General features: G+C 51.4%; 18 protein-coding genes. 1 reads left to right on the top strand and 17 read right to left on the bottom strand.

All coding sequences use genetic code 11. The features are described 5' to 3' along the window. Positions 1-15 precede the first annotated feature (15 nt). The 8 genes from BLQ82_RS20830 to BLQ82_RS20795 all read right to left on the bottom strand — a co-directional run bounded on the left by BLQ82_RS20830 (position 16) and on the right by BLQ82_RS20795 (position 10,520). The gene (locus BLQ82_RS20830) at positions 16-1,800 is read right to left on the bottom strand and encodes a M3 family oligoendopeptidase (protein ID WP_062526057.1); all 1,785 of its coding nucleotides are present in this window, start codon (positions 1,798-1,800) and stop codon (positions 16-18) included. A 263-nt stretch (positions 1,801-2,063) separates the two neighbouring features. Further along, positions 2,064-3,863, bottom strand: a complete 1,800-nt coding sequence (gene cydC / locus BLQ82_RS20825; protein ID WP_062526059.1) for a thiol reductant ABC exporter subunit CydC — start codon at positions 3,861-3,863, stop codon at positions 2,064-2,066. Continuing rightward, entirely contained in the window at positions 3,860-5,623 is a 1,764-nt protein-coding gene (cydD, locus tag BLQ82_RS20820) for a thiol reductant ABC exporter subunit CydD (RefSeq protein ID WP_062526061.1), read from the bottom strand. The genes cydC and cydD overlap by 4 nt, the downstream gene beginning before the upstream one ends. Next, positions 5,623-6,639 (bottom strand): cytochrome d ubiquinol oxidase subunit II, encoded by a 1,017-nt coding sequence (cydB, locus tag BLQ82_RS20815; protein WP_062526063.1) that lies wholly within the window; start codon positions 6,637-6,639, stop codon positions 5,623-5,625. Before cydB ends, cydD begins: the two co-directional genes overlap by 1 nt. Further along, on the bottom strand, positions 6,626-8,029 hold the full coding sequence (locus tag BLQ82_RS20810; protein WP_062526065.1) for a cytochrome ubiquinol oxidase subunit I: 1,404 nt from the start codon (positions 8,027-8,029) through the stop codon (positions 6,626-6,628). Before BLQ82_RS20810 ends, cydB begins: the two co-directional genes overlap by 14 nt. Before the next feature lie 224 nt (positions 8,030-8,253). After that, a complete protein-coding gene (locus tag BLQ82_RS20805) occupies positions 8,254-8,484 on the bottom strand; it encodes a cold-shock protein (RefSeq protein WP_020425962.1) in 231 nt (76 codons plus the stop codon). 193 nt (positions 8,485-8,677) lie between these two features. After that, the gene (locus BLQ82_RS20800; protein WP_019914582.1) at positions 8,678-8,878 is read right to left on the bottom strand and encodes a cold-shock protein; all 201 of its coding nucleotides are present in this window, start codon (positions 8,876-8,878) and stop codon (positions 8,678-8,680) included. Positions 8,879-9,275: 397 nt separating this feature from the next. Further along, a complete protein-coding gene (locus BLQ82_RS20795; protein WP_062526067.1) occupies positions 9,276-10,520 on the bottom strand; it encodes a S1C family serine protease in 1,245 nt (414 codons plus the stop codon). 377 nt (positions 10,521-10,897) lie between these two features. Here BLQ82_RS20795 and BLQ82_RS20790 point away from each other — a divergent pair, with 377 nt between their 5' ends. Then, positions 10,898-11,104 (top strand): hypothetical protein, encoded by a 207-nt coding sequence (locus tag BLQ82_RS20790; RefSeq protein ID WP_062526069.1) that lies wholly within the window; start codon positions 10,898-10,900, stop codon positions 11,102-11,104. Here the strand turns inward: BLQ82_RS20790 and BLQ82_RS20785 are convergent. The 9 genes from BLQ82_RS20785 to dnaB all read right to left on the bottom strand — a co-directional run bounded on the left by BLQ82_RS20785 (position 11,073) and on the right by dnaB (position 22,270). Beyond that, positions 11,073-11,879: an MBL fold metallo-hydrolase gene (locus BLQ82_RS20785; RefSeq protein WP_020425965.1), complete on the bottom strand. Its 807-nt coding sequence runs from the start codon at positions 11,877-11,879 to the stop codon at positions 11,073-11,075. The genes BLQ82_RS20790 and BLQ82_RS20785 overlap by 32 nt on opposite strands. Before the next feature lie 18 nt (positions 11,880-11,897). Beyond that, on the bottom strand, positions 11,898-12,638 hold the full coding sequence (gene yycI, locus BLQ82_RS20780; RefSeq protein ID WP_062526072.1) for a two-component system regulatory protein YycI: 741 nt from the start codon (positions 12,636-12,638) through the stop codon (positions 11,898-11,900). Positions 12,639-12,690: 52 nt separating this feature from the next. After that, on the bottom strand, positions 12,691-13,983 hold the full coding sequence (locus tag BLQ82_RS20775) for a YycH family regulatory protein (protein WP_062526074.1): 1,293 nt from the start codon (positions 13,981-13,983) through the stop codon (positions 12,691-12,693). Beyond that, positions 13,980-15,812: a cell wall metabolism sensor histidine kinase WalK gene (gene walK / locus BLQ82_RS20770; protein WP_062526076.1), complete on the bottom strand. Its 1,833-nt coding sequence runs from the start codon at positions 15,810-15,812 to the stop codon at positions 13,980-13,982. Before walK ends, BLQ82_RS20775 begins: the two co-directional genes overlap by 4 nt. Further along, positions 15,812-16,543: a response regulator YycF gene (yycF, locus tag BLQ82_RS20765; RefSeq protein ID WP_062526078.1), complete on the bottom strand. Its 732-nt coding sequence runs from the start codon at positions 16,541-16,543 to the stop codon at positions 15,812-15,814. The genes walK and yycF overlap by 1 nt, the downstream gene beginning before the upstream one ends. A gap of 147 nt (positions 16,544-16,690) precedes the next feature. Then, positions 16,691-18,238, bottom strand: coding sequence for a M23 family metallopeptidase (locus tag BLQ82_RS20760; protein WP_062526080.1), 1,548 nt, complete (start codon positions 18,236-18,238; stop codon positions 16,691-16,693). A 311-nt stretch (positions 18,239-18,549) separates the two neighbouring features. Next, entirely contained in the window at positions 18,550-19,206 is a 657-nt protein-coding gene (locus tag BLQ82_RS20755) for a hypothetical protein (protein WP_062526083.1), read from the bottom strand. Positions 19,207-19,408: 202 nt separating this feature from the next. Next, complete coding sequence (locus BLQ82_RS20750) at positions 19,409-20,695, bottom strand: adenylosuccinate synthase (protein ID WP_062526085.1); 1,287 nt, start codon at positions 20,693-20,695, stop codon at positions 19,409-19,411. Between the two features lie 213 nt (positions 20,696-20,908). Beyond that, a complete protein-coding gene (gene dnaB, locus BLQ82_RS20745) occupies positions 20,909-22,270 on the bottom strand; it encodes a replicative DNA helicase (protein ID WP_025707981.1) in 1,362 nt (453 codons plus the stop codon). Position 22,271 lies beyond the last annotated feature (1 nt).

The following is a 22,271-nucleotide window of genomic DNA, read 5'->3' as shown; positions in this document are numbered from 1 at the left end:
CTCCCTCAGCCGAGTTTACACACTCTCCACAAACTCCTGAATGTCTTCCGCAATCAACGCTAGCGCCTCGCGCCAGAACTGTGGCGAATTCACATCGATATCCATCAGCCTAGCGGCATCCGCGATGGTATTTTTGCCGGTAGCTGCCAGAAAAGACCGGTAACGTTCAGCGAAATCTCCGCCCCGCTTCTTATACTGCGCGTATAGTCCCTTGGAGAACAGCAGTCCGAATGAATAGGGAAAGTTCAGAAATTCATTGCCTGCCATATAATATCCGGCTTTGCTGATCCACTGGTAAGGATGAATAGTAGCAGGGGCCACGCTGCCGCCATATGCTGCTGCCATCGATTCATGCATCATGCCATTCAGTTCCTGTGCGGACAGAGGACCGGATGGTCTTCGTTCATACAGCCGGCTCTCGAATAAGTAGCGGGCATAGAAATCCACAATGTAATAACCCGCGTCAGACAGGCTCCGTTCCCGTATGGCCAGGGTCTCGCTCTCGGCTGCCATGTTCAGCAGTTCCTCATGAATGAGATTTTCGCAAAAAATCGACGCCGTCTCGGTAACCGGTATCGGATAGTCCGTATTCACCATAGTCTCACCAGCAAGGCAGCTGCTGTGATAGGCATGCCCGATCTCGTGAGCCAGCACACTGACATCGATATAATTCCCGTTGAAGCTGGTGATGATCCGGCTCTCGCCCATCGGAAAGATATCGACGCACATGCCAAAATTACCCTTGTCCGCCCTCGGCTCGGCATCAATCCAGCGCTGCCGAAATACTTTGCGGGCGAATTCGCCCAGCTCCGGGCTGAACGCGCTGAAGCCGGAGACGATCACATCCCTCGCTGCCGGGTAGGTGATTTTAGCGGGGCCCTCTTCAGCTAATGGGGCAAAAACATCATAAAACGGCAGCGGTCCGGAATGGCCGAGCAGCGCTGCTTTTTTCATATAATATTGATGGAAGAACGGCAGACTCTCCTCTATGGCTTCCAGCATCACTTCAAGCGTCTTCTCGTTCATTCTGGATGCCTTCAACACTTTATGCAGCGGTGATGCATACCCTCTCAGCTCATAGACCGCAAGCGCTTCTCCGCTTACGGAATTCAGACACGCGGCGCTCTGTTCCTCCACACTCCGGCATGCTTCGTGCTCTGCCTCATAAGCAGCTTTTCTTACCCATGCGTCTCCGTCATAGGCCAGATTCCGCAGTTCAGCCAGCGACAAGCTCCGGGCTTGTCCACCGATTTGGACATCCATTCGAAGCATGGACAGTGTCCGCATATACAGCCTCTCCCAGGCTTTGGAACCGGTGCTCTGCATACGGGCAATGACCGATTCTGCCTCTTCGCCAAGCAAATGCTCTGACTGCCGCTGCAGGCCGTACAGATAGAACTCATGTCCGGCAAGATATGCGGACGAAGCTATAACCGCCTTCAGATCTGTTATACCTGCCAGCCATTTGCTGAAGCCTGCATGGGCCTCTCCCGCTACCGCTGCGGCGTCTTCCAGCTCATCCATCCTGTTCATCGCTTCCGCATCGCTTCTATCCATGCTGAACCTTAGCTCCGCATAGCTGAATAGGCAGAGGTAGACACTTTTGTAGGCATTATATTGCTTTAAAAATTGCTCGATTGCTTGTGCCGGGTTCTTCCCGTTCTGCGTTCGGTTCTGCAAGTGTCCCGCCACCCACTGGTTTAAATGCTCCGCATATTCTGCCAGCAGCTTACGGTCCTGCCGGTATTTCTCCGACTGAAAAGACGGGTACAGGCTGTCCAGCTCCCACGTTAATTCCATATTTCTGATCTCTCCTCATCTGAGACACCGGGATTGTGAGCTTATCTTATTTCTCAGCCAGAGTTCACATGCTTCCACCTCATCTTTGGTTATGTACAGTAATTCATCCAATTCTATCACGCCTATTATTGTGAACGGTTAGGGAAATAATAGATATAAACAATTATACTCCGCAGGGAAGAAACGTGAGAGATGCTCAGTTTAAAAGGCCCCCTCCACCCAAATCAGGTGGAAGGAGCCTCTTTAAAATGTACAATACTGTTCTATTTCCCCGCCTGCTTCGCAAGGAACTCCGCCGGACGGTCCAGCTCATACAGTCTGCGGTAACGGGCTTCACGTTCCAGCAGCTCAGCATGGGTGCCGCGCATCTCCACGATTCCATTCTCCATGAAAATCACCTCGTCCATCTGCTCCGCACCTACCAGATGATGCGTTACCCAGATCAGCGTTTTATCTGCCATTGCGGAGAACATCGTTGCCAGCAGCTCGCGCTCTGTGCGCGGATCAAGGCCGACGGTAGGCTCATCCAGAACTACGGCTGGAGTATTCTGCAGCAGTATGCGCGCCAGGGCAATCCGCTGGCGTTCCCCGCCGGAGAAACGTTGTCCGGCCTCACGCACCGGTGTATCGTAACCTTCAGGCAGCGAGGAGATCAGATCATCCAATTGAGCCAGCTTTCCGGCTTGCTTAACCTCTTCATCTGAAGCATCCGGCTTGCCCAGCCGGATATTGTTCGCCACTGTTGTGTCGAACAGATGCGGGCTCTGGTTAAGGACGGCAATCAGCTTGGGGATGTTCTCCCCATAGGCAGAAGCATCGATGCCATTAATAACAGCAGACCCTACAGAAGGAGTAAGCACTCCCTGGATCACCTTCAACAGCGTGGACTTGCCCGCTCCGCTCCGGCCGATGATGGCAATCTTCCGTCCCTGCGGGATATCAAGATTCAGGTCCTGAATGGACCAGTCCTCCCCGGAGGCATAGCGGTATCCTGTGTTTTTCAACTGGATATGCGCCTGCCGGGTTGCCTCGATCTTCCCGGCAGCAGCCTTTGCAAGAGCTGCGGTCTCCGCATTTCTCGCTGCTGCCTCGGCTCCCGGCGTGGCCCCTTTCGCTTCTTCCACACCGTTCAGACGCTCCAGCGAATTGCGGTACTGCGGAATCTTCTCTACCGCCTCCGAGACCGGCAGGAAGGCATCCGCCACCGGGAACACTACCAGCACGAACGCCGCAATCAGCGTTCCGGCGATGGCACCGCTCTGATACTCTCCAGCAGCCCAGCAGATGATCGATACGACGGCAACCCCCACAACAGCCTGCCCGATAAACATCCGGGCGCGCGCCCATCTGCGGAGGGCTCCGTCTGTGCGGGCGACCAGTCTCTCGTCCGCTTCATAGCTGGCTACGAACTGGCTCTGCCGTCCGCTGATGACCCAATCGCCCATGCCCAGCACGGCGTCTGTCAGCTTTTGATAGAGCCGGTTGCGCTCCTGCTTCACCATCCGCTGCCGGGACTGCGTCAGCAGCAGGGAGATCAGCGGAAGGACAACTACAAGCACCAGCATGTAGAGTCCCATCAGCAGCGCAAAAGCCACATCGAACGTGCCCAGCGAAATAATTGCGGCAGCATAGATCAAAAGCGCGATAATACTCGGAAATACGGTACGCAGGTACACATTCTGCAAATATTCAATATCGTCAGCGAGCATACCGAGAATATCCCCGGTACGGAAGCGCGAAGACAGGAACAGCGCCTGCGGCTCGAGAATATTGTACAGCCGGATACGCATCTTCGAGAGAATCCGCAGAATCGTATCATGTGAAACAAGCCGTTCCACATAGTGGATCACCGCCCGGCTGGTCCCGAAGGTGCGCACGCCGACAATCGGCACATAGATCATCAGGATATTTTCCGGCGGTATGGAAGCCTTGGAGATCAGGAACCCCGAGGTGTACATCAGGGAAGAGGCGGAGAAAATAGTCAGCGCGCCCAGGACAATAATGAGCATAAACCGCCAGAAATAAGAGTTGAAATAGGGAGCAAACCATCCTTCACGTTTCAATGGATTCCCTCCAATTGACTTTGAATAAGCTCATAATAGGCACCCTTGCGGGCTACAAGCTCTTGGTGTGTGCCGACCTCAGCCACTTGCCCCTGCTGCATGACGACAATAAGATCCATATCGGTCATCCAGTGCAGCCGGTGGGTAGCCAGAAATACCAGCTTCCCCTCAAAAAGCGGCAGCATCGTTTTCTTCAGCTCGTACTCCGTCTCGATATCCAAATGAGCGGTCGGCTCATCCAGCAGCATGACCGGGCGGCTGCTCAGCAGTGCGCGGGCCAGCGCTACGCGCTGCTCCTGCCCCCCGCTGAGTGAACGTCCGCCGCCGCCAATCATCTCGTCCAACCCGCCCGGGAGTGCTGCCACCAGCTTGGATAAGCCTGCAGCGGCGACCACTCCGGCAACCGCTTCAGTTGTGGCTTCAGGGTAATAAAAGCGTACATTCTCCGCAAGCGTACCGCTGAAAATATAAGGGCGCTGCGGAATATAAGAGGTCTGCCGGCGCCATTCCTCATCTGCAAGCGCGGTGACCCTGTTGCCATTCACCTCAATCGTGCCGGATGTAGGATGCAGGAACCCGCCAAGAATATCCACCAGCGTAGACTTCCCGGCACCGCTCTCACCGATAATTCCAATCTTGGCGTTTCCTCTAAACTCCAGATCCACACCGGAGAGTGAGGCGATTCCGTCTGCTTCATATTTTATGCCGACCTGATGAAGGGCAAGCACGCTATCCTTCTGCCAAGTGAATACCGCAGTTTTGGCTGTAGCTTTTGCTGTTGCCGCATCTTCAGCAACATTCAGCAGCTTGGCCTCCACCGTCTCCCGGTCAATAATACTCTTCATCGCTTCTCCCGCTTCCTTGCCGTCAAGGGTCGCATGGAAGTCCGCGCCAACCAACCGCACCGGCAGGAAGTATTCCGGGGCCAGGATCAGAATCGTTAGTCCGGTGACCAGGGTCATCTGTTCATTCACCAATCGGAGCCCCAGGCTTACGGCTACTGAAGCCACAGACAGCATTGTGAAGAAGTCCATCGCGAACGATGACAGAAAAGCCACGCGCAGCGTACGCATTGTCGCCGAGCGGTAGCGGTCACTGACCGCAGCAATACTCTCGCTGTGACTGCGGCTGCGCCCGAGAAACTTCAGCGTTTCCAGACCGCGCAGCGAATCCACAAAATGATTGGACAGAGTGCGGTAGGACTTCAATTGACGGTCCATCTGCTTGCGGGCTGTCATTCCGATTAGAATCATAAAGACAATAATGATCGGCATCGTCAAGGTAAGGATAACCCCGCTTGAAGTATCCTGGCTGTAGACATATACCAGCAGCAGCGCCGGTGTAACCGCCATCCCCACCATCCGGGGGATAATCAGCTCCAGATAGGTCCGGAACTTCGTGACTCCTTCAAGCACAAGCGTGACCAGATCGCCGGTTCCCCGGTTGCCTGCCAGCCTTGGCCCCAGCTGAAACAGCTTGTCCATCATTTGTCTCCTCATGCTGCTGCCGGTTGCTTCCGCGAAGCGGTACGACACACGGCTCATCAGCATGGCGCTGGCATGGCGCACCAGAAACGCAAGAAGGAACAAGAGCAATTTCGCCACTTGTTCCTTCAGCGGTTCTCCCGCAAACAGCGCAGAGACCACTTCTGCCAGTGATTTGGCCAGCAGAAGAATGGACAGGCTTTGCACCAGGGTAAGGAAGCCGACGATCAGAAAGACCGGCTTAACTCCTTTGTACCGAAGCAAATTTTTATCCATTAGTATTCAAGATGCTCCTTCTCGTGAACCCGTTTATGGAAGACGAAATAGCTCCAGATCTGATAACCCAGCACGAACGGCAGCAGCGACAGCGCCACAATCGTCATCACCTTCAGCGAATAATGGCCGGAAGCGGCATTCGTAATCGTCAGGTTAAAGGCTTGGTCCAGCGAGCTGATCATCACCCGCGGGAACAGTCCGACAAAGATAGAAACCACCGACAAGGCCATGACTGCACCGGTCATTCCGAAGGCCAGCCCGTCTCTCTTCTTGCTCATGAAGTAGCCGGACAGCACGTAAGCGGCAATGCCAAGAATAACGATGGCGAGCAGCAGCCCCCCGCGTTGTTCAAATATATCCGTCATATAATACGTCATAATCACAAAAGCGAGCAGCAGCGCAGCCAGCGGGAACAGCAGCTTCTGCGCCAGCTTGCGCGCCCGTTCCTGCAAATCGCCCAGCGTACGAAGCGTAGTGAACATCAGGCCGTGTACGAGGCAGAGCATCACTACAGTAATCCCGGCAACTACAGTGTAAACATTCACAACATCGAAGAAACCGGCATACATCTGCATATCCCCGTCGATCGGCAGCCCTTTGATGAAGCTGGCGAACACTACAGCAAGCAGGAACGGCGGCAGGAAGCTGCCTAAGAAAATACAGACATCCCAAGTTTTCTGCCAGGCCAGCGAATCTCTTTTGCCCCTGAATTCAAAGGCCACACCCCGGGCAATCAGTGCCAGCAGCGCGAATACAAAAGGAATATAGAATCCGCTGAAAAGCGTGGCATACCAGTGCGGGAAGGCAGCAAACATCGCCCCGGCGCCTGTAATCAGCCATACTTCATTAGCATCCCAGAACGGCCCGATCGAATTAATCAGCACCCGGCGCTCTGTATCATTCTTGGCCAGAATCTGAGTTTCCATCCCTACTCCGAAGTCAAAGCCTTCAAGGAAGAAGAAACCGACAAACAGCACAGCAATCAGCACAAACCATAATTCATTAAGAGAAAGCATGGGATCCCTCCTTGTTATACGGATCATGGGATTCGCCGTGATCGTTATCCATGGCGTAAGGACCTTTTTTGATCACCTTGATGAACAAGCCAACCAGCACTAAACCAAGGATTGCATAGATTGCTGTAAAAGAAATCACCGAGAACAGTACCTGTCCGCTCGTAATATTAGGAGATACACTATCCTCTGTGGTCATTAATCCAAATACCGTCCATGGCTGACGCCCCATCTCTGTCATAATCCAGCCCGACGTATTGGCAATCGGCGGAAGCAGCAGACCCCAGAACATAAAGCGCATGAACCAGGTATTCGGGCGTTCCATTTTCTTGCGCCACATCAGGTAAATAGCATATACCCCCAACAGAATCATCAGCGAGCCTGCAGCAACCATGATCCGGAAACTCCAGAAGGTTGTGCGGACTGGTGGAATATAATCCCCAGGACCGTATGCTTGTTCATATTCAGCCTGCAGCGTATTCATTCCTTTAACAGATCCCGAAAACTTACTGTAGGAGAGAAAGCTCAGCATATATGGAATTTTCACTTCATGGGTACTTATTTTATTATCAGGGTCAATGTTTGCAACAACCGTCCAAGCTGCCGGGTCGCCGCTGTCATCCCATAGTCCTTCGGAAGCAGCCATCTTCATCGGTTGAGTATCTACCAGATACTGCGCCTGGGCATGACCCGCAATGGCTACGCCAAACGAGGAAATGATGCCGACAATGGCTGCAATCTCAAACGATTTGCGGAAAAAGGAAACATCCTGTTTCTTCAGCAGTTTATAAGCACTGATGCCGGTAACCAGGAAAGCGCCTGTAGCGTAAGCGGCAAGTACCGTATGCGGGAACTCGACCAGCAATTGTCCGTTCGTAACGAGTGCCCAGATATCATTCATTTCCGCACGTCCATTATTGACTGCAAATCCTACCGGATGCTGCATGAACGAATTGGCCAGCAGAATCCAGAAAGCCGACAGCATGGTTCCGAGCGCTACCAGCCAGATCGAGAGCAGGTGAATGCGTTTGGATACCTTATCCCAGCCAAAAATCCAGATTCCAATAAATGTAGACTCCAGAAAGAAGGCAAGCAGCGCTTCAATCGCCAGCGGAGCCCCAAAGACGTCACCGACAAAACGCGAGTAGTCCGACCAGTTCATCCCGAACTGAAACTCCTGCAAAATTCCTGTCACTACGCCCACAGCGAAGTTAATCAGGAAAAGCTTTCCCCAGAACTGCGCCATTCTTTTGTACTCATCATTGCCTTTTCTGACATACATCGTCTCCATGATTGCAATCAAGAGCGCGAGTCCAATTGATACCGGTACAAAGAAATAATGAAAAATTGTCGTCGACGCAAATTGTATACGCGACAGCATCACTGTATCCATATTTCTCCCCTTCCTTCTCCCCATTCGATATGTCTATTCTGTCAAAAATCCAAAGGACAAAGTGTGATATTTATCACATTATACACCGTATTTGAGCTTAGAATTCAATAAATTTGTGACAAATATCACAATATTACCTCAAGAAAGCAAAAAAAATAAGACGGTTTTAACCGTCTTGGATGTGTTCATTATTCTATAGACGTCTTGACTCATAAAGGCATTGGTCACGTAATGGAAATACCCTTCTTCAGCGATTTCAGATCGCCATTGGAATTGAGCAGCTGCGGCAGCATCTTCATACTGCGCTCCATGGGGGAGTGACAGAGACGGCAAGAAGGCGCATGTTCAAATGCGAAATTATCCCTCATCCATCCATTACATCCATCGTTGGTACAGGCCCAAATTGCGGTATTTTCTTCCGGTACTTCCTCCAAAGGTTTCTTCCGGTAGTTCATTGCCGTTCCTCCCTTCCTTTATGTCACAAGCCAGAGAATCCAGACAAGTAGAAACGACATTGCCGTCCTTGGTAGTAAGGACGGCAACCGTTTCACGGGTAATATAAGGACCTTTGTTGCATATAGCATATCATTCCTTATATTGTAAAAAGACCGTCCCAACTCTCACAAGCGGGGACGGTATCTTCTATTATTACAGTTTTACAACGTTTTCGGCTTGTGGTCCACGGTTGCCTTGAACAACGTTGAATTCAACACGTTGGCCTTCGTCCAAAGTTTTGAAGCCGTCGCCAGTAATAGCGCTGAAGTGAACGAATACGTCGCTTCCGCCTTCAACTTCGATGAAACCGAATCCTTTTTCTGCGTTGAACCATTTAACTGTACCTGTTTGCATGTGTGTTACCTCCACAAATTTAAATTAATATGTTCTTTTTATCTTCAAACAAAGAAAAAATTCACACATTGAAAAAGGTTGTACTCCATTTGACAGCCCTTTTCAATACGAGAATTAGGTATCAATTGTATGATTAAGTTCATGTTACCACACCTCAATAACAAAGGCAAGCAGTCATATCCGAATATCTCCGTTTTTTCACTTATTAGGTTAACTTTCCAATGTAAGGGCTGCCAGTGCACTAAATACATTTAATTATTTAATCTTTGTATTATTATTTACCCCATATTCACAACTTAGAAACGGGTGCCGTCCTTAAATAATCCTAAGTGATAAGGACGGCCTAACCGCTTCCTTCTTGTGACTGCTTTTTTATTATATACTGTCCGGCCCGCTTTTATTCCTCCGGCTTCTCAAGAAGTTTTACCGTGACCTGCTTCAATTCTCCATTACGGTAAAAGGTAATCTTGAGCTCATCCCCGATCTTGGTGTGATCATAGAGATACTTGCGCAAGGAGAGCGTAGAGGTAATGGACTGGTTATCGAATTTTGTAATTACATCATTGAACTGTAAGCCGGCAACCTTCGCTGGTCCAACCGCATCCAGTACAACGACTCCGTCCTTTACACTGGTCGGCAGGTTCAGCTCCTTGCGTTGATCCTCCGCCAGCGGCACATAAGGATTATTCAGATCAACCGAATAGACGCCTAAGTAGGAGCGGGCGATTTTGCCATTGGCTGCCAGCTCATCCGCCGTTTCCATCACATGATTGGCCGGAATTGCGAAACCCAGCCCTTCCACGCCCGTGTCGGAAATCTTCATGGTATTAATACCGATCACCTTGCCGTTCAGATCGACCAGCGCGCCTCCGCTGTTACCTTCGTTAATCGCAGCGTCCGTCTGAATGACCTCCTGCTCCCAGTCATATACACCATCCTGATTCAAGGATACCGGAATCGTCCGTTCCGTATAACTGACGATTCCTGAGGTCAGCGTATCCCCCAGCCCCAGGGGATTGCCGATGGCAATGACGGTCTCTCCCAGCCGGAGCTTGGAAGAATCACCGATCTGGGCAACCGTTTTAATGCCTTCCGCATCAATGGAGAGCACTGCAATATCGCTGACTTTATCCGCCCCGACAAGGGTTGCCTTGCGGGTCTCCCCGTCAACCGTAACCACTTCCAGCTTGCCGGCGCCTTCAATGACATGGTTGTTCGTAATGATAAATGCCTTGCCGTCGTCCTTTTTATAGATAACTCCCGATCCGAGTGCCGATTCATCGAGAATATTAAGTTCCTTGTTATCTTCCTTATGATTAATAATACTTACTACCGCAGGGCGTACCAGAGCGGCAGCCTGAATAATCCGGTCATAGGGATCACCGCTGCTCGCAGCAACCTTACCGATTACCGCCGGTGATTCGGCTTTTTCATGGGTCAGCTGTCCTGTCACCAGACTGAACAGAAGCACCGCCGTCACTGCACTGACTACAGAACAGATTATCGCTACCTGCCATGTTGCCAGACCCCTCCGCGATCTGCGCGGCCATTTATGCCCGCCCGATCCGTTTGAGGCTTCATGCATTTTGCTTCTGCGCCGTGATACTTTCGTGGAATAGAAATCATCATCAAACAGTCCCACCGTTACATCCTCTCCCCTCTATTGCTACTGCATTCAAGACCTGAACGCCAAGCAACCACGCCCGAGTTAACCTCATCTTCTCTTAGACTCCAGGAAGCGCTAAAAGGTTTCAGCTTATTTATTCACCAATAATTACAGGGGTAGAGCACACATCTGTCCTTCGACTCTTGCAACCTAGCGATTTGCTATTACTGTTTTTCAGGAATATTTTGCAGCCTAAAAGACTACAATAATAGAAGCGAGGGAGCTGAACACCTACCTCATTCTTACTATTTGATTGTATCACACACAGATGTCGTACCGTATTTTTTCTGATGTAAAATCCATGTAAATTATTTCATGCTTTGATTCTTTTTACAGCTTAAGGAGGAGTACTAATGGAATCTTTTTCGACCAGTATGGATCTGGTGCAATTTATCGGCAAGCTGGGGGATCTTAAGGATGAGCACTATCATCTCATTCTTGTCCAGAGCGCCATCATCGAGCTGCTGATTGACAAGGGGTTCTTCTCACGACAGGAGCTGGAAGGCAAGATTACGGAAATGGACCAGCTTATGACTGACTCACCTTATCCCATGGCGTAGGCCGGTCATAGTAGGTATCGCAGAGCCTGAACTCGCTGTCTTTGAAAAAACAGCCTCGGTCTTCCATCGCTCCGCGCACAGACATTTTGGCCAAGTCCATCATATTGTGGTCCCGGCTCAGGTGTGCCAGATACGTGCGTTTGGTCCGCCCTGTAAGGATTTCACTCAGCGCCGCGCCAGCCGCCTCATTGGACAGATGGCCCAGATCGCCCAGAATCCGCCGCTTCGTGTTCCAGGGATAACGTCCCATTCTCAGCATTTCGATATCATGATTGGCTTCAAGCACAAGAACATCGGCATCCGAGATCGCCGTACGCACTTTGTCGCTGACATATCCCAGATCTGTCGCCACACACAGCTTCTCTTTGCCATCATAAAAGTTATACCCCACCGGCTCAGCCGCATCATGCGAGATCGCGAACGACTCTACCCGCAGACTGCCGAAATCCCTATACTGTCCCGTCTCCAGAACAACCCGGTTCTGCTCGGCAATATTGCCGATCCCCTTCTCTATCGCCCCCCAGGTATTCGTGTTGGCATAGATCGGAAGATCATATTTGCGCGCCATCGCCCCAAGTCCCTTAATATGATCCGAATGCTCATGCGTAACCAGAATTCCATCGATATCCTGTCCGGTCAGCTCGCGCATGGCCAGCAGCTCATCAATCCGCTTCGCACTGAGGCCTGCGTCGATCATTAACGTCGTTTCGCCGTTGCGCACCACCGTCACGTTCCCGGTAGAACCGCTGGACAGCACTGTAAATGATATTCCCATTTCTCTCTCCTGCTCCTTCTACTCTGTTGTCTTGGGACTGATAATGTCCGCACTTATGGCATCTACGTAGTAGGCATTGCCATTCTCCAGCATAAACCGCCACATGGGCGAAGCTACCTGGCTTTCGGAATTGAACAGTTCACCGTAATATCCGAGCTCAATCTCCTTCACCACTGAATTTTCCGGAAAATATTTCTCAATCAGACTGCTGAGCGCCTGGGATGCCGGAAGCACCTTCTGCACATTATCACTGCTGCCGGCCCCAATCTTAATCTTCGGCCAGCGGTAGGCGATTATTTTTTGATCACTGTTAATCAGCTCCAGCTTAACCCTGAACAGCGACCACTTTTTGTCCACCAGCGGATGAAGTACAAATTTGCCGACCTCGCTTTCCTGTGAATCAAAGCGGTAATTGGCGATGTCCGGGATTTGTCCCTGCAGTGCAGTGCTAAGCTCGGTAAATGAAGAATAGATCAGCTTGCTGTCAACCGGCTCCTTAAGCTCCACAGGTGGTTCGTTCTGCTCCTCACCGGAGTAATGGTACGTAATGTCCGGCAGCTGCGGTGTAGCGGCCGGGATGGGACACAGAACCCGGATGTCTTTCTGTTCCATGACAGCTTGCGTGTCCTGGGACAAGGAGGTGAAATCAAGGTTGGCGCTGGCCTGGTCCCGCAGATCAATCCAGAGCTGGTAGCACAGCAGCAGATTCAGCACCAGAAAGGCGTATATCAGCACATTTTTTGCTCTTCCCCAGTCCATCCCTTGTCCTCCTCTAAGTTTGTGTAACTATACAAGCTAAACTTCAGGGCTCCTAATTCAGCGTGAGCACCGTGCCGTCATTAAGCGTGACCCGCCATACCGGAATTAGCCGAAGCTTCTCTCCCTGTACTTCGGGAACATAGGCTGGAGTAAGCTCCTTCACCACTGATGCCTGACTGAGCCGCGCCAACTGGTTCTCCAGCCTCTCGCCAAACGACAGGTCCACAATCCTCTTAACCGCTTTGCTCTCATCTACAAACATCAGAGAACGCTCATAGGAGGATACAGTTCCCTGCTGCAGTTCCAGATTAATTACCCCATACTGCAGCTGCGGCTGGCTGATAATCGGATAGGAGCCATAAGGTGAAGAGCCGTAGAACTGCTGGAATGAGACTTTGCGCTCCTGCCTGCCTTCTTCCGTTGCCGCCAGCCGGTAGGTTCCATTCCAGCCCCCGTGCTCATTGACAAAATCGACGGCCTCCAGCGCATCCTTGGCCGGTGTACTCTCTCCGGCTGGAAGAGCAGCCGGATCGCTGTAGCTCATCCAGTTCTGCTCTTGGTCCACCTGGAGACTGCGTTTGCTGTCCGTATAAATCTCGGAGCCGTCTTTTTCCGGAATATAGCGGGTACTTCCCGCATCAAAAAAGAGATTGCTCTGCATCTGCTGAATCGTATACATGCCGAGCGGCATTTCAACTTCAACCATGGATACCTTCGCTGCCGGCACATAATAGTCGCCGTTCACTGCCTTGTAGTTCGTCAGGTCGCTGCCGAAGTCCACATGCTGCTGCACATCCTGCACCGTGAGATCGGCCTTGGCCGCTTCATAGACGATATCGCCCCTGGTACTGAAGAAGACAGCATGCGCTTTGGAATCATTCTTGATATTGTAAATCCAGATCCGGTCAATACTCTCCCCTTCAAACAGCGAATCCGGCGACAGCTGCATTACACGCTGCAGCAGGGTTACGGGAATGCCTGCGCCGAACGACAGCTCAATGCCCGGATTTTCATTCCGGATTTTGTTCCAGTCGAAGTCCTGCACCGACCGCCGTTGGAAACTCTCAAAGCTCCGGCCTTTTAGGCGGTTGAGGATAAGATTATAAAAGGTAGTATTAGGATAGAAAAGGGTATGCTTGCTCTGCCCCATATGAATAATCATTTTGTCGGGGTATAGCAGGTTCTCTACCTTTTCTTCCGGCCCCATATTGTCAGTCTTTACATACAAATTTTCCGACATGACCGCAGAATCACTGCCCGGCAGCCGGTAAATCAGGTAATAGCTCTCTACAAGACTTCCAAATACAAGCAGCGCGAGAATCCAGGATTTTACTTTTTCTTTCATGACGCACTCCCTCCTTCCTGCTTCAAAGGCAAGGTAAAGGTAACGAGTGAGCCCTCATTCAATTCGGATTGCAGCGATATGGAGCCGCCATGCGCTTTGACAATTTCCCGGGCAATGGACAGTCCAAGACCCGTGCCCCCCATATTGCGGGAGCGGGCTTTGTCCACCCGGTAAAACCGCTCAAAGATCCGTTCGATATCCTTCTTGGGAATTCCTATACCAGAATCCCGGACAGAAATCGCCAGCATCCCCTCTTCATTCTTCAGGGCCTCCAATTGGATCATCCCGCCTTCCGGCGTATACTTCAGCGCATTGGAAACGAGATTGCCCAGTACCTGGTCGATTTGATCCCGGTCAAGCCAGGCATTCGCCACATCCTCACGGACTCTGGTGCTAATATGAATCCGCTTCTGGCGGATTTGAAAAGAGAAGCGGTCGGCCACATCCTCCAGCATTTCGGAGATATCCGTCTGCTGAATGCGCAGGCTGGATTCCTTCGAATCCAGGCGTGAGAGATGCAGCAGATCCGTCACAAGACGGATCATGCGCTCGGTCTCATTGCGAATGACGCCAACGAACCGTACAGCAAGCTGCGGGTCTTCAAGCGCGCCGTCATCCAGAGCTTCGGCATAGCTTTTGATGGTCGTCAGCGGCGTCCGCAGCTCATGGGACACATTCGCCACGAACTCGCGGCGGGACTCCTCCAGATTCTCCTGCTCAGTAACATCCTGCAGAACCGCAATCGTCCCCGCGATCCCTCCGCCTTCCCGGCGGTGAATCGGCGTGAAGGTCACCCGCACAATCTTGGGATCTTCACCGCCCATGGGTGAGAGATGAAGCATGGCAGACTGGGCATTGCCCTGGGCAAGCGAGCCGGATTGCTCATGATCCAGACCCAGCAGCTCATCCAAGGGAGCGCCTTCGGGAAGCGGACCTTCCGAGCCGAGCATATGCGCCGCCCGGGTATTCATCAGAATCACTCCGCCGCTCTCATCCGTGGCAACGACGCCGTCACTCATATTGGCGAGGATGGAGGCCAGCTTCTCCTTCTCCTCTTCATTCTGGGATAGAGCTTCCCGCAGTCTGCCTGTCATATAATTAAAGGCCTGGCTTAGCTGGCCAATCTCATCATTGCCGAACACCGGCATCTTGCGGTTGTAGCGTCCTTCGGCCACCGCGGTGGCGTGCCGGGTCATTTCCTTAATCGGATGGGTAATCGTATGCGCCAGAATAACACCAAGAACGGCTGTCAGGGCCAGCGCCAGCAGCAGTCCGGAGAGAAATACACTGTTGATCCGGCTAATGGTGGCATACAGATCCTTCATATCAGCAGCAATATAGATGGCCCCAACAACTTTGTCACCGGAAAGCACCGGCTTGGCGACCACCTTCTTACGCACATTATCATCCGCAATAATATATTCCTCATTATCGCTGATTCCCTGCAGGGCACGGCTGACTACCGTCTGGGTATTGCGCTGGCCCACATAATCATTTTGCGAAGGCACCGAAGTGGTAATAATCTTGCCGCTTGCATCCAGCACCTGAATTTCGGCGCCATTGATATACAGATTGTTGACCATTCCGCGCAGACTCTCCACAGCCGTCTCTTCATCTGCCGTTCCCGCTTCGCTGCCGAACTTGTCGGCGGTCAGAATGGACAGCATCTCCGCCCGTGCCTTCAGATCCTTGGTGAAATTATCGGTTAGTGAATTCTTCATCGAGCTGACAAAATACACACCGATCAGCTGCATGGCAATCAGAATCAGCAGCACATAAATAATAATAAGCTTGGCCTGTATCGTCCGGAAAAAGGACAGTCCCTTCATCACAGCCCTCCGCTTTTGGGGCTATGCATCAAATAACCAAGTCCGCGCCGGGTAAAAATATACTCCGGTTTGCTGGGATTCTCCTCAATCTTCTCTCTCAGACGGCGAATCGTCACATCGACGGTCCGCACATCCCCGAAATACTCGAAGCCCCATACGGCCTGCAGCAAATGCTCCCGGGTCATTACCTTGCCGGCGTGGCGAATCATATAATAGAGCAGCTCATACTCGCGGTGTGTCAGATCGAGCGCTTCGCCTTCCTTGTAGACCATATACATATCGGTATCCACAAAAAGGCCGAAATGGTGTATCCCCTGCTTGCTTTCCAGCGGTTCACTGAGAGCTTCCGAGGGAGCCGGCTTATGCTGGCGCCGCATTTGGGCTTTGACTCTGGCCAGCAGCTCCCGCGTGCTGAACGGCTTGGTCACATAATCATCTGCGCCAAGCTCCAGTCCCAGTACCTTGTCAATTTCCCCGTCTTTGGCGGTGAGCATAATAATCGGGATATCCAGATGCGCTGAACGCACCTCACGGCAGACATCCATGCCGTCCTTGCCGGGAAGCATGAGATCGAGCAGCATCAGGTCGGGCCGTTTGGACAATGCCAGCTCTACTGCACTGTTGCCGTCAAAGGCACAGATGACCTCATAGCCCTCTTTTTCCAAATTGAATTTCAATATATCAGCAATAGGCTGTTCATCGTCAACTACCAGAATCGTCCCCATCTGCATATGCTCCGCTTCACCTTTCTAACCATACTTAGCATTGATTCTCCTATTTTAACATACCTGTCCTGGCGTCACATCCTACGATGCGCATTCTTGTCAATTTAAAAGCCGCCCGAAATCATCCGGACGGCCCTGAGCTTAAGATATGAATTATTGCAAATACTTCATAGGATTGATTGCTGTCCCGTTTTTGCGGATTTCAAAATGCAGATGCGTTCCGGTTGAACGTCCGGTGCTGCCCATGATTCCGATGGGTGCACCCTGCTCAAGCCTTTGTCCCCGGGAGACCGAAATTCTGCTGAGATGCCCATAATACGTGATATATCCGTTATGATGATCCACAATAACTACGTTGCCGTACCCGTTCTGAACGCCAGCAAAGCTGACCGTCCCGGCATCGGCTGCTTGGATTGTACGGTTGCCGGATACCAGATCGACGCCCTTATGTACGCGGCCCCAACGTTCGCCGTAGCTGCTGGAAATCGTCGCCCCGCTGACCGGCCAGGCGAACATCCCTGTACCTTCTCCGACCACCTTCGTTCCCCGGTATACCACTTCCGGCAGTGATGCTTGCACCACAGTCTGTCCCAGCCATTCTTCCTTGACGACCTGACCATTTTCTTTGGTTAAGCGGTATTGCATGGTTTTGAGACCGGTCTGTCCGGGACGGACCACTTTGCTCTTGCCTGCGGTGAGCTGATCGCTGGTGCGGACAATCACTTCCGGTTCGGTCACCACCTGTTCCGCCACCTGCTCCACGGTAACAACCGTAAGGGCGGGCTGCGGTACTGTCAATTGCAGAGTATCACCAATCTGCAGGGTCAATTCTTTAACCGTTGGATTGTTTTTGAAAATCTCTGCCTGTGTCGTATCGTACAGCTTAGCGATTCCCGAGATTGTATCGCCTTCCTGAACTGTGTACGTCAACGGCTCTTCTTTACCTTCTGTAAGCGCCTTGACCGCTTCATCTACACTTAATAGCTTGTTCGGATCGGCTTTGACCGGCACAATGGACACTTGCTCGCGGATCGCAGCCGACTCTACGGTGTCAGTGCCTGTGTTCGATGCCTTGGCTGAACTTGCAGCCGTTTTCTTGAGCTGGACTCCTGTGGAAGCTTCGGCCTGCGGCAGATAATGCTTCTTCACACCCTTTAATACCGCTGCTGCAGTCTCCTGGTCCTTTACGGTTCCAAGCACCTCGCCGTCCACCGTTAATTGCACGCCTACAGCATAAGCCTTGAGCATACCGTCCAGCTTATCCAGTGTTTTACTGCTGTCAATCTGGGGTTTAAAGGCCCTTTCCGCTTCTGTTGTAATCCCGTCCGTTTGCAGTACCATCACCGACTCAGGATATTTCACTTGGTACTCCTGCCGTTTCTGTTCAAACAGCTGATCCAGCTCGGCCTCCTGGCTAATCCTGCCGATTTCCTTGCCCTTCACCAGAACCTTGTAATAAGTTACCGTATTGGCGGCCACATACCTCTTCTCGGCTCCGACCAGAAAGGCACCCAGCAGCACCAGACCAGCGGAAGCAGCAATCCAGGAGCGCCGTAATCTCCGGGGTTTGGTTTCTTGACGAAAGACATCAGTATCGCTAGCGGCATCGCTGCCCTGTTGACTTGCTGCACCGGGTTCTACGGAACGCGCGTCCTCGTCTCGCAGCTTCCCCACCTGGCGCATGAATTTAAATCCCTTCATGAAACTCTCCCTTTCAGTCCGCCCATTCCCACTGCAAAGAGCGGTCAAGCTTTGTTATTACGTCCCCTTTTATATATGCTGGAGCATCTATTTTTCTATTTGCGTTAGTGTGAAATAATCAAGTTGTCCGGTAAATCCTTATGTCTTTAAAAAGGTTACAAAAAATTAACCCCTTGTAGTCCTTTTTTACTGTACCACAGCCGGGAGAAAAATTTCAACTTTACACACGCGACAAAACCCGCCAATTTCGCGGGTTTTTTCCATAAATATGACGTTTAAACAGCGTGCCCGTGTCCAAAAAGTGACAATTTTTAATTCTGAGAAGGGTCTGCAGTTTCCGGTGTAAGCATTTTCATTAGGGTATCATATTCTTCTTGATCTACGTACTTCGCTATGACCTGCTGCAGATCTTTGACTTCACTCTCCGTCAGGCCGTCCTCCATTGCCTTGGATATTTTTTGCATTTCCTCCTGCGGCAGCTTCGCCATTAGGATATTAAAAATATTAGCTTTTTCATCGGCAGGCAAATTATTCTTCAAGTCCTTCATAGCATCCGGCGTCATTACCAATTCCTGATCGAGCGCACTTCCGCTCTGCTCCTCGTTAATGGACGCTTCCCCCATGACAGGCAGAGCATCCTTAGGAGCATCCTCCTCTCCAGCTTTCTCTCCGCTGCTGTTTGTATCGGTGCTGACAGTACCGTCCGCGCCGCTTGCATCCTTCTCCTGATCACCGGGTGCTGTAACTTTCGGCTTCTCTGCTTGCTCCGGGCCAGCCTTTGAGTTCATCCCGGTCAGGCTTTTCATGAATCCGCCGATACCCGGCTCTGGCCCTTCCAGCTTGATATCAAAGCTTGCCAGAACGGATTGAATATACGTATTGACGACAAAGGCTGTGGTCAGAATGGACAGCGCACTCGCCAGCACCATAATCAGACAGACGGCGAGCCCGCGTTTTACGATTTTCATCTTCATCTCTCCCTTACTTCTTCAGTTCATTGCCAATCTCCGGAGAATCGAACCTTTGGTTCTTCTATTCTTCCAGTATTGACTAGAATAGAGGCTGGGAAACGTCTGGCGGATAAAGAGACTACCTGGCTTGCACCACGCAGGGCGCACAAAAAAAGGAGCCTCAACTGAGGCCCCTCAAAGGGTAAAAGAAATACTCAACCTAGATATAGATCGGGAGTACTTGATTGGTCTGCTCGCGATTGCGCCCTACAGAGAAAATTGAGATCGGGATGCCTGTAAGCTCTGATACCCGTTCCACATATTTCCGTGTATTTGCCGGCAGGTCTTCCAGCGTCTTCGCCGAAGTGATATCCTCACTCCAGCCTGGAAGCTCCTCATAGACCGCTTCGCATTCCGCCAGCATTTTCAGTGAGGCCGGATAGTGGGTGATGACTTCTCCACGGTATTTATAGCCTGTGCAGATCTTCACGGTTTCCAAGCCGCTGAGAACGTCCAGCGAATTCAGAGACAGACCGGTAATTCCGCTGACACGGCGGGCATGACGCACCACTACGCTGTCAAACCAGCCTACACGGCGGGCACGTCCTGTAACTGTGCCGTACTCATGTCCAGTCTCACGGATATAGTCGCCGACAGAATCATTCAGTTCCGTAGGGAACGGGCCATCGCCAACGCGGGTAGTATACGACTTGGCTACACCAATAACCTGTTGAATCTTGGATGGACCTACACCGGAACCGATGCAGACTCCGCCTGCAGACGGATTGGATGAAGTCACAAACGGATATGTTCCTTGGTCGATATCAAGCATGACGCCTTGCGCACCTTCGAACAGCACTCTGGAATTGGCATCAATCGCCTCATTCAGCACTACAGAGGTATCCGTAACATAGCTGCGGAGTACTTCTGCATACTCCAGGTATTTGGTCAGAACTTCTTCGACATCCAGCGCTTCCCCTCCGTATACCTGTGTGATCACCTGGTTCTTTTCTTCCATCAAGTGGCGCAGTCTCAGCTCGAATTCCTCTGCATCCATCAGATCGGCAATACGGATGCCGTTGCGGGCAGCCTTATCCATGTAAGCCGGGCCAATCCCCTTACGGGTAGTACCGATCTTATTCGGGCCTTTGCGGTCCTCTTCCAGTGCATCCAGCAGCATATGATATGGCATGATGACATGGGCACGGTCACTGATCACCAGATTTTTGGTGTCAAAGCCATTCTCATGAATATAATTAATTTCTTGAATCAGAGCCTCAGGGTTGATAACCATTCCGTTGCCGATGACACAAGTTTTCTCTTTGTAAAATACGCCTGATGGAATCAAGCTCAGCTTGAATTTCTTCCCGTCAATCAGAATCGTGTGACCGGCATTGTTACCCCCTTGATACCGGGCGACCACATCTGCGCTTTCTGCCAGAAAATCCGTGATCTTGCCTTTGCCTTCGTCTCCCCATTGTGTTCCCACGACGACTACCGTTGACATGTTCATTCCTCCGTAGGTGCTCGCTTTAGCACCATTATTTTTCATAATATGGGCTCTGTACGTTTTTCTTATGTACGCAGCCCTCCGGACGCCCAGCAGTTTAACCCGCTAAAGCACAATAACCAGTGTAACAGCGGGACTTTTTAAAGTCAAATAAAAACGAACGATCCCACGAGGAAATGTGTGATCGTTCGGATATTGTGCGAAAACTGCCTAACCTGCAAACGGTTCGTTATGGGCACGCTCGTAGTTGACGAACTTGTTGAAATTTTTCAGGAACACAAGTTCTACGGTGCCTACGGGACCATTACGCTGTTTGGCAATAATAATTTCGATAATATTTTTCTTCTCGGTATCCTGATTATAATAATCATCACGGTATAAGAAGGCCACGATATCGGCATCCTGCTCGATCGAACCGGATTCACGAAGGTCACTCATCATCGGACGTTTATCCTGACGCTGCTCTACACCACGGCTGAGCTGGGACAGGGCAATGACCGGAACATCGAGCTCACGGGCGATCTGCTTCAGGGTACGGGAGATCTCCGATACTTCCTGCTGGCGGTTCTCGCCGGCCTTGCCGCGCCCCTGGATGAGCTGCAAATAGTCGATGACGATCATGCCGAGGCCCTTTTCCTTCTTCAGTCTGCGGCATTTGGCCCGGATATCCGTAACTGTAACACCGGGAGTATCATCAATATAGATTTCTGCCTCGGACAACGACTGAATGCCCATCGTCAGCTTCGACCAGTCATCATCGCTTTTGAAGTCACCGGTACGCATAATATTGGCATCCAGATTGGCTTCGGCACATATCATACGCTGAACCAGCTGCGGCGCCGACATTTCCAGGCTAAAGATAGCTACAGTCTCTTTGGCCCGCACCGCTACATTCTGGGCAATATTCAGCGCAAACGCTGTTTTTCCTACAGAAGGACGGGCAGCCACAATAATCAGGTCATTGCGCTGAAAGCCGTTGGTCATATGATCAAGATCTACGAAGCCGGTAGGAATTCCTGAAGTGCCGCCCTTATTCTGATGAAGCAATTCTACACGGTCAAACACCTGCATGAGTACATCACGGATCGCAATAAATCCGCTGCCGCTGCGCCGGTTGGAGATTTCCAGAATCCGCCGCTCGGCATCACTCAGCATATTAGCTACATCTTCTCCGCCGGTATAACCCTCACTGACAATCTGAGTGGCTGTACGGATGAGCCGGCGCAGCATCGCCTTTTCTTCAATGATTTGGGCATAATAATCGACGTTGGCTGCAGTCGGCACCGCATGCGCCAGCTTCGCCAGATAGCTCACTCCGCCGATATCCTCAAGCTGTCCCTTGTCCTGCAGTCTGGACGTCAGTGTAACCAGGTCAATCGGCTGGCTCTCTTCTCCGAGCTGCACCATCGCTTCAAATATCATCTGATGCGGTTTATCGTAGAAGTCTTCGGTATTCACCCGCTCCATCGCCGTAATCAGCGCTTCATCCTGCAGGAGCACAGCACCGATTACGGCCTGTTCCGCCTCCAGGTTCTGCGGGGGAATCCGATCGAAAAAGAGATCTCCACCCATC

This window comes from Paenibacillus jilunlii, from assembly GCF_900102965.1.
Lineage (GTDB): Bacteria > Bacillota > Bacilli > Paenibacillales > Paenibacillaceae > Paenibacillus_AQ > Paenibacillus_AQ jilunlii.
This window is presented reverse-complemented; position numbering and strand designations above follow the sequence as displayed.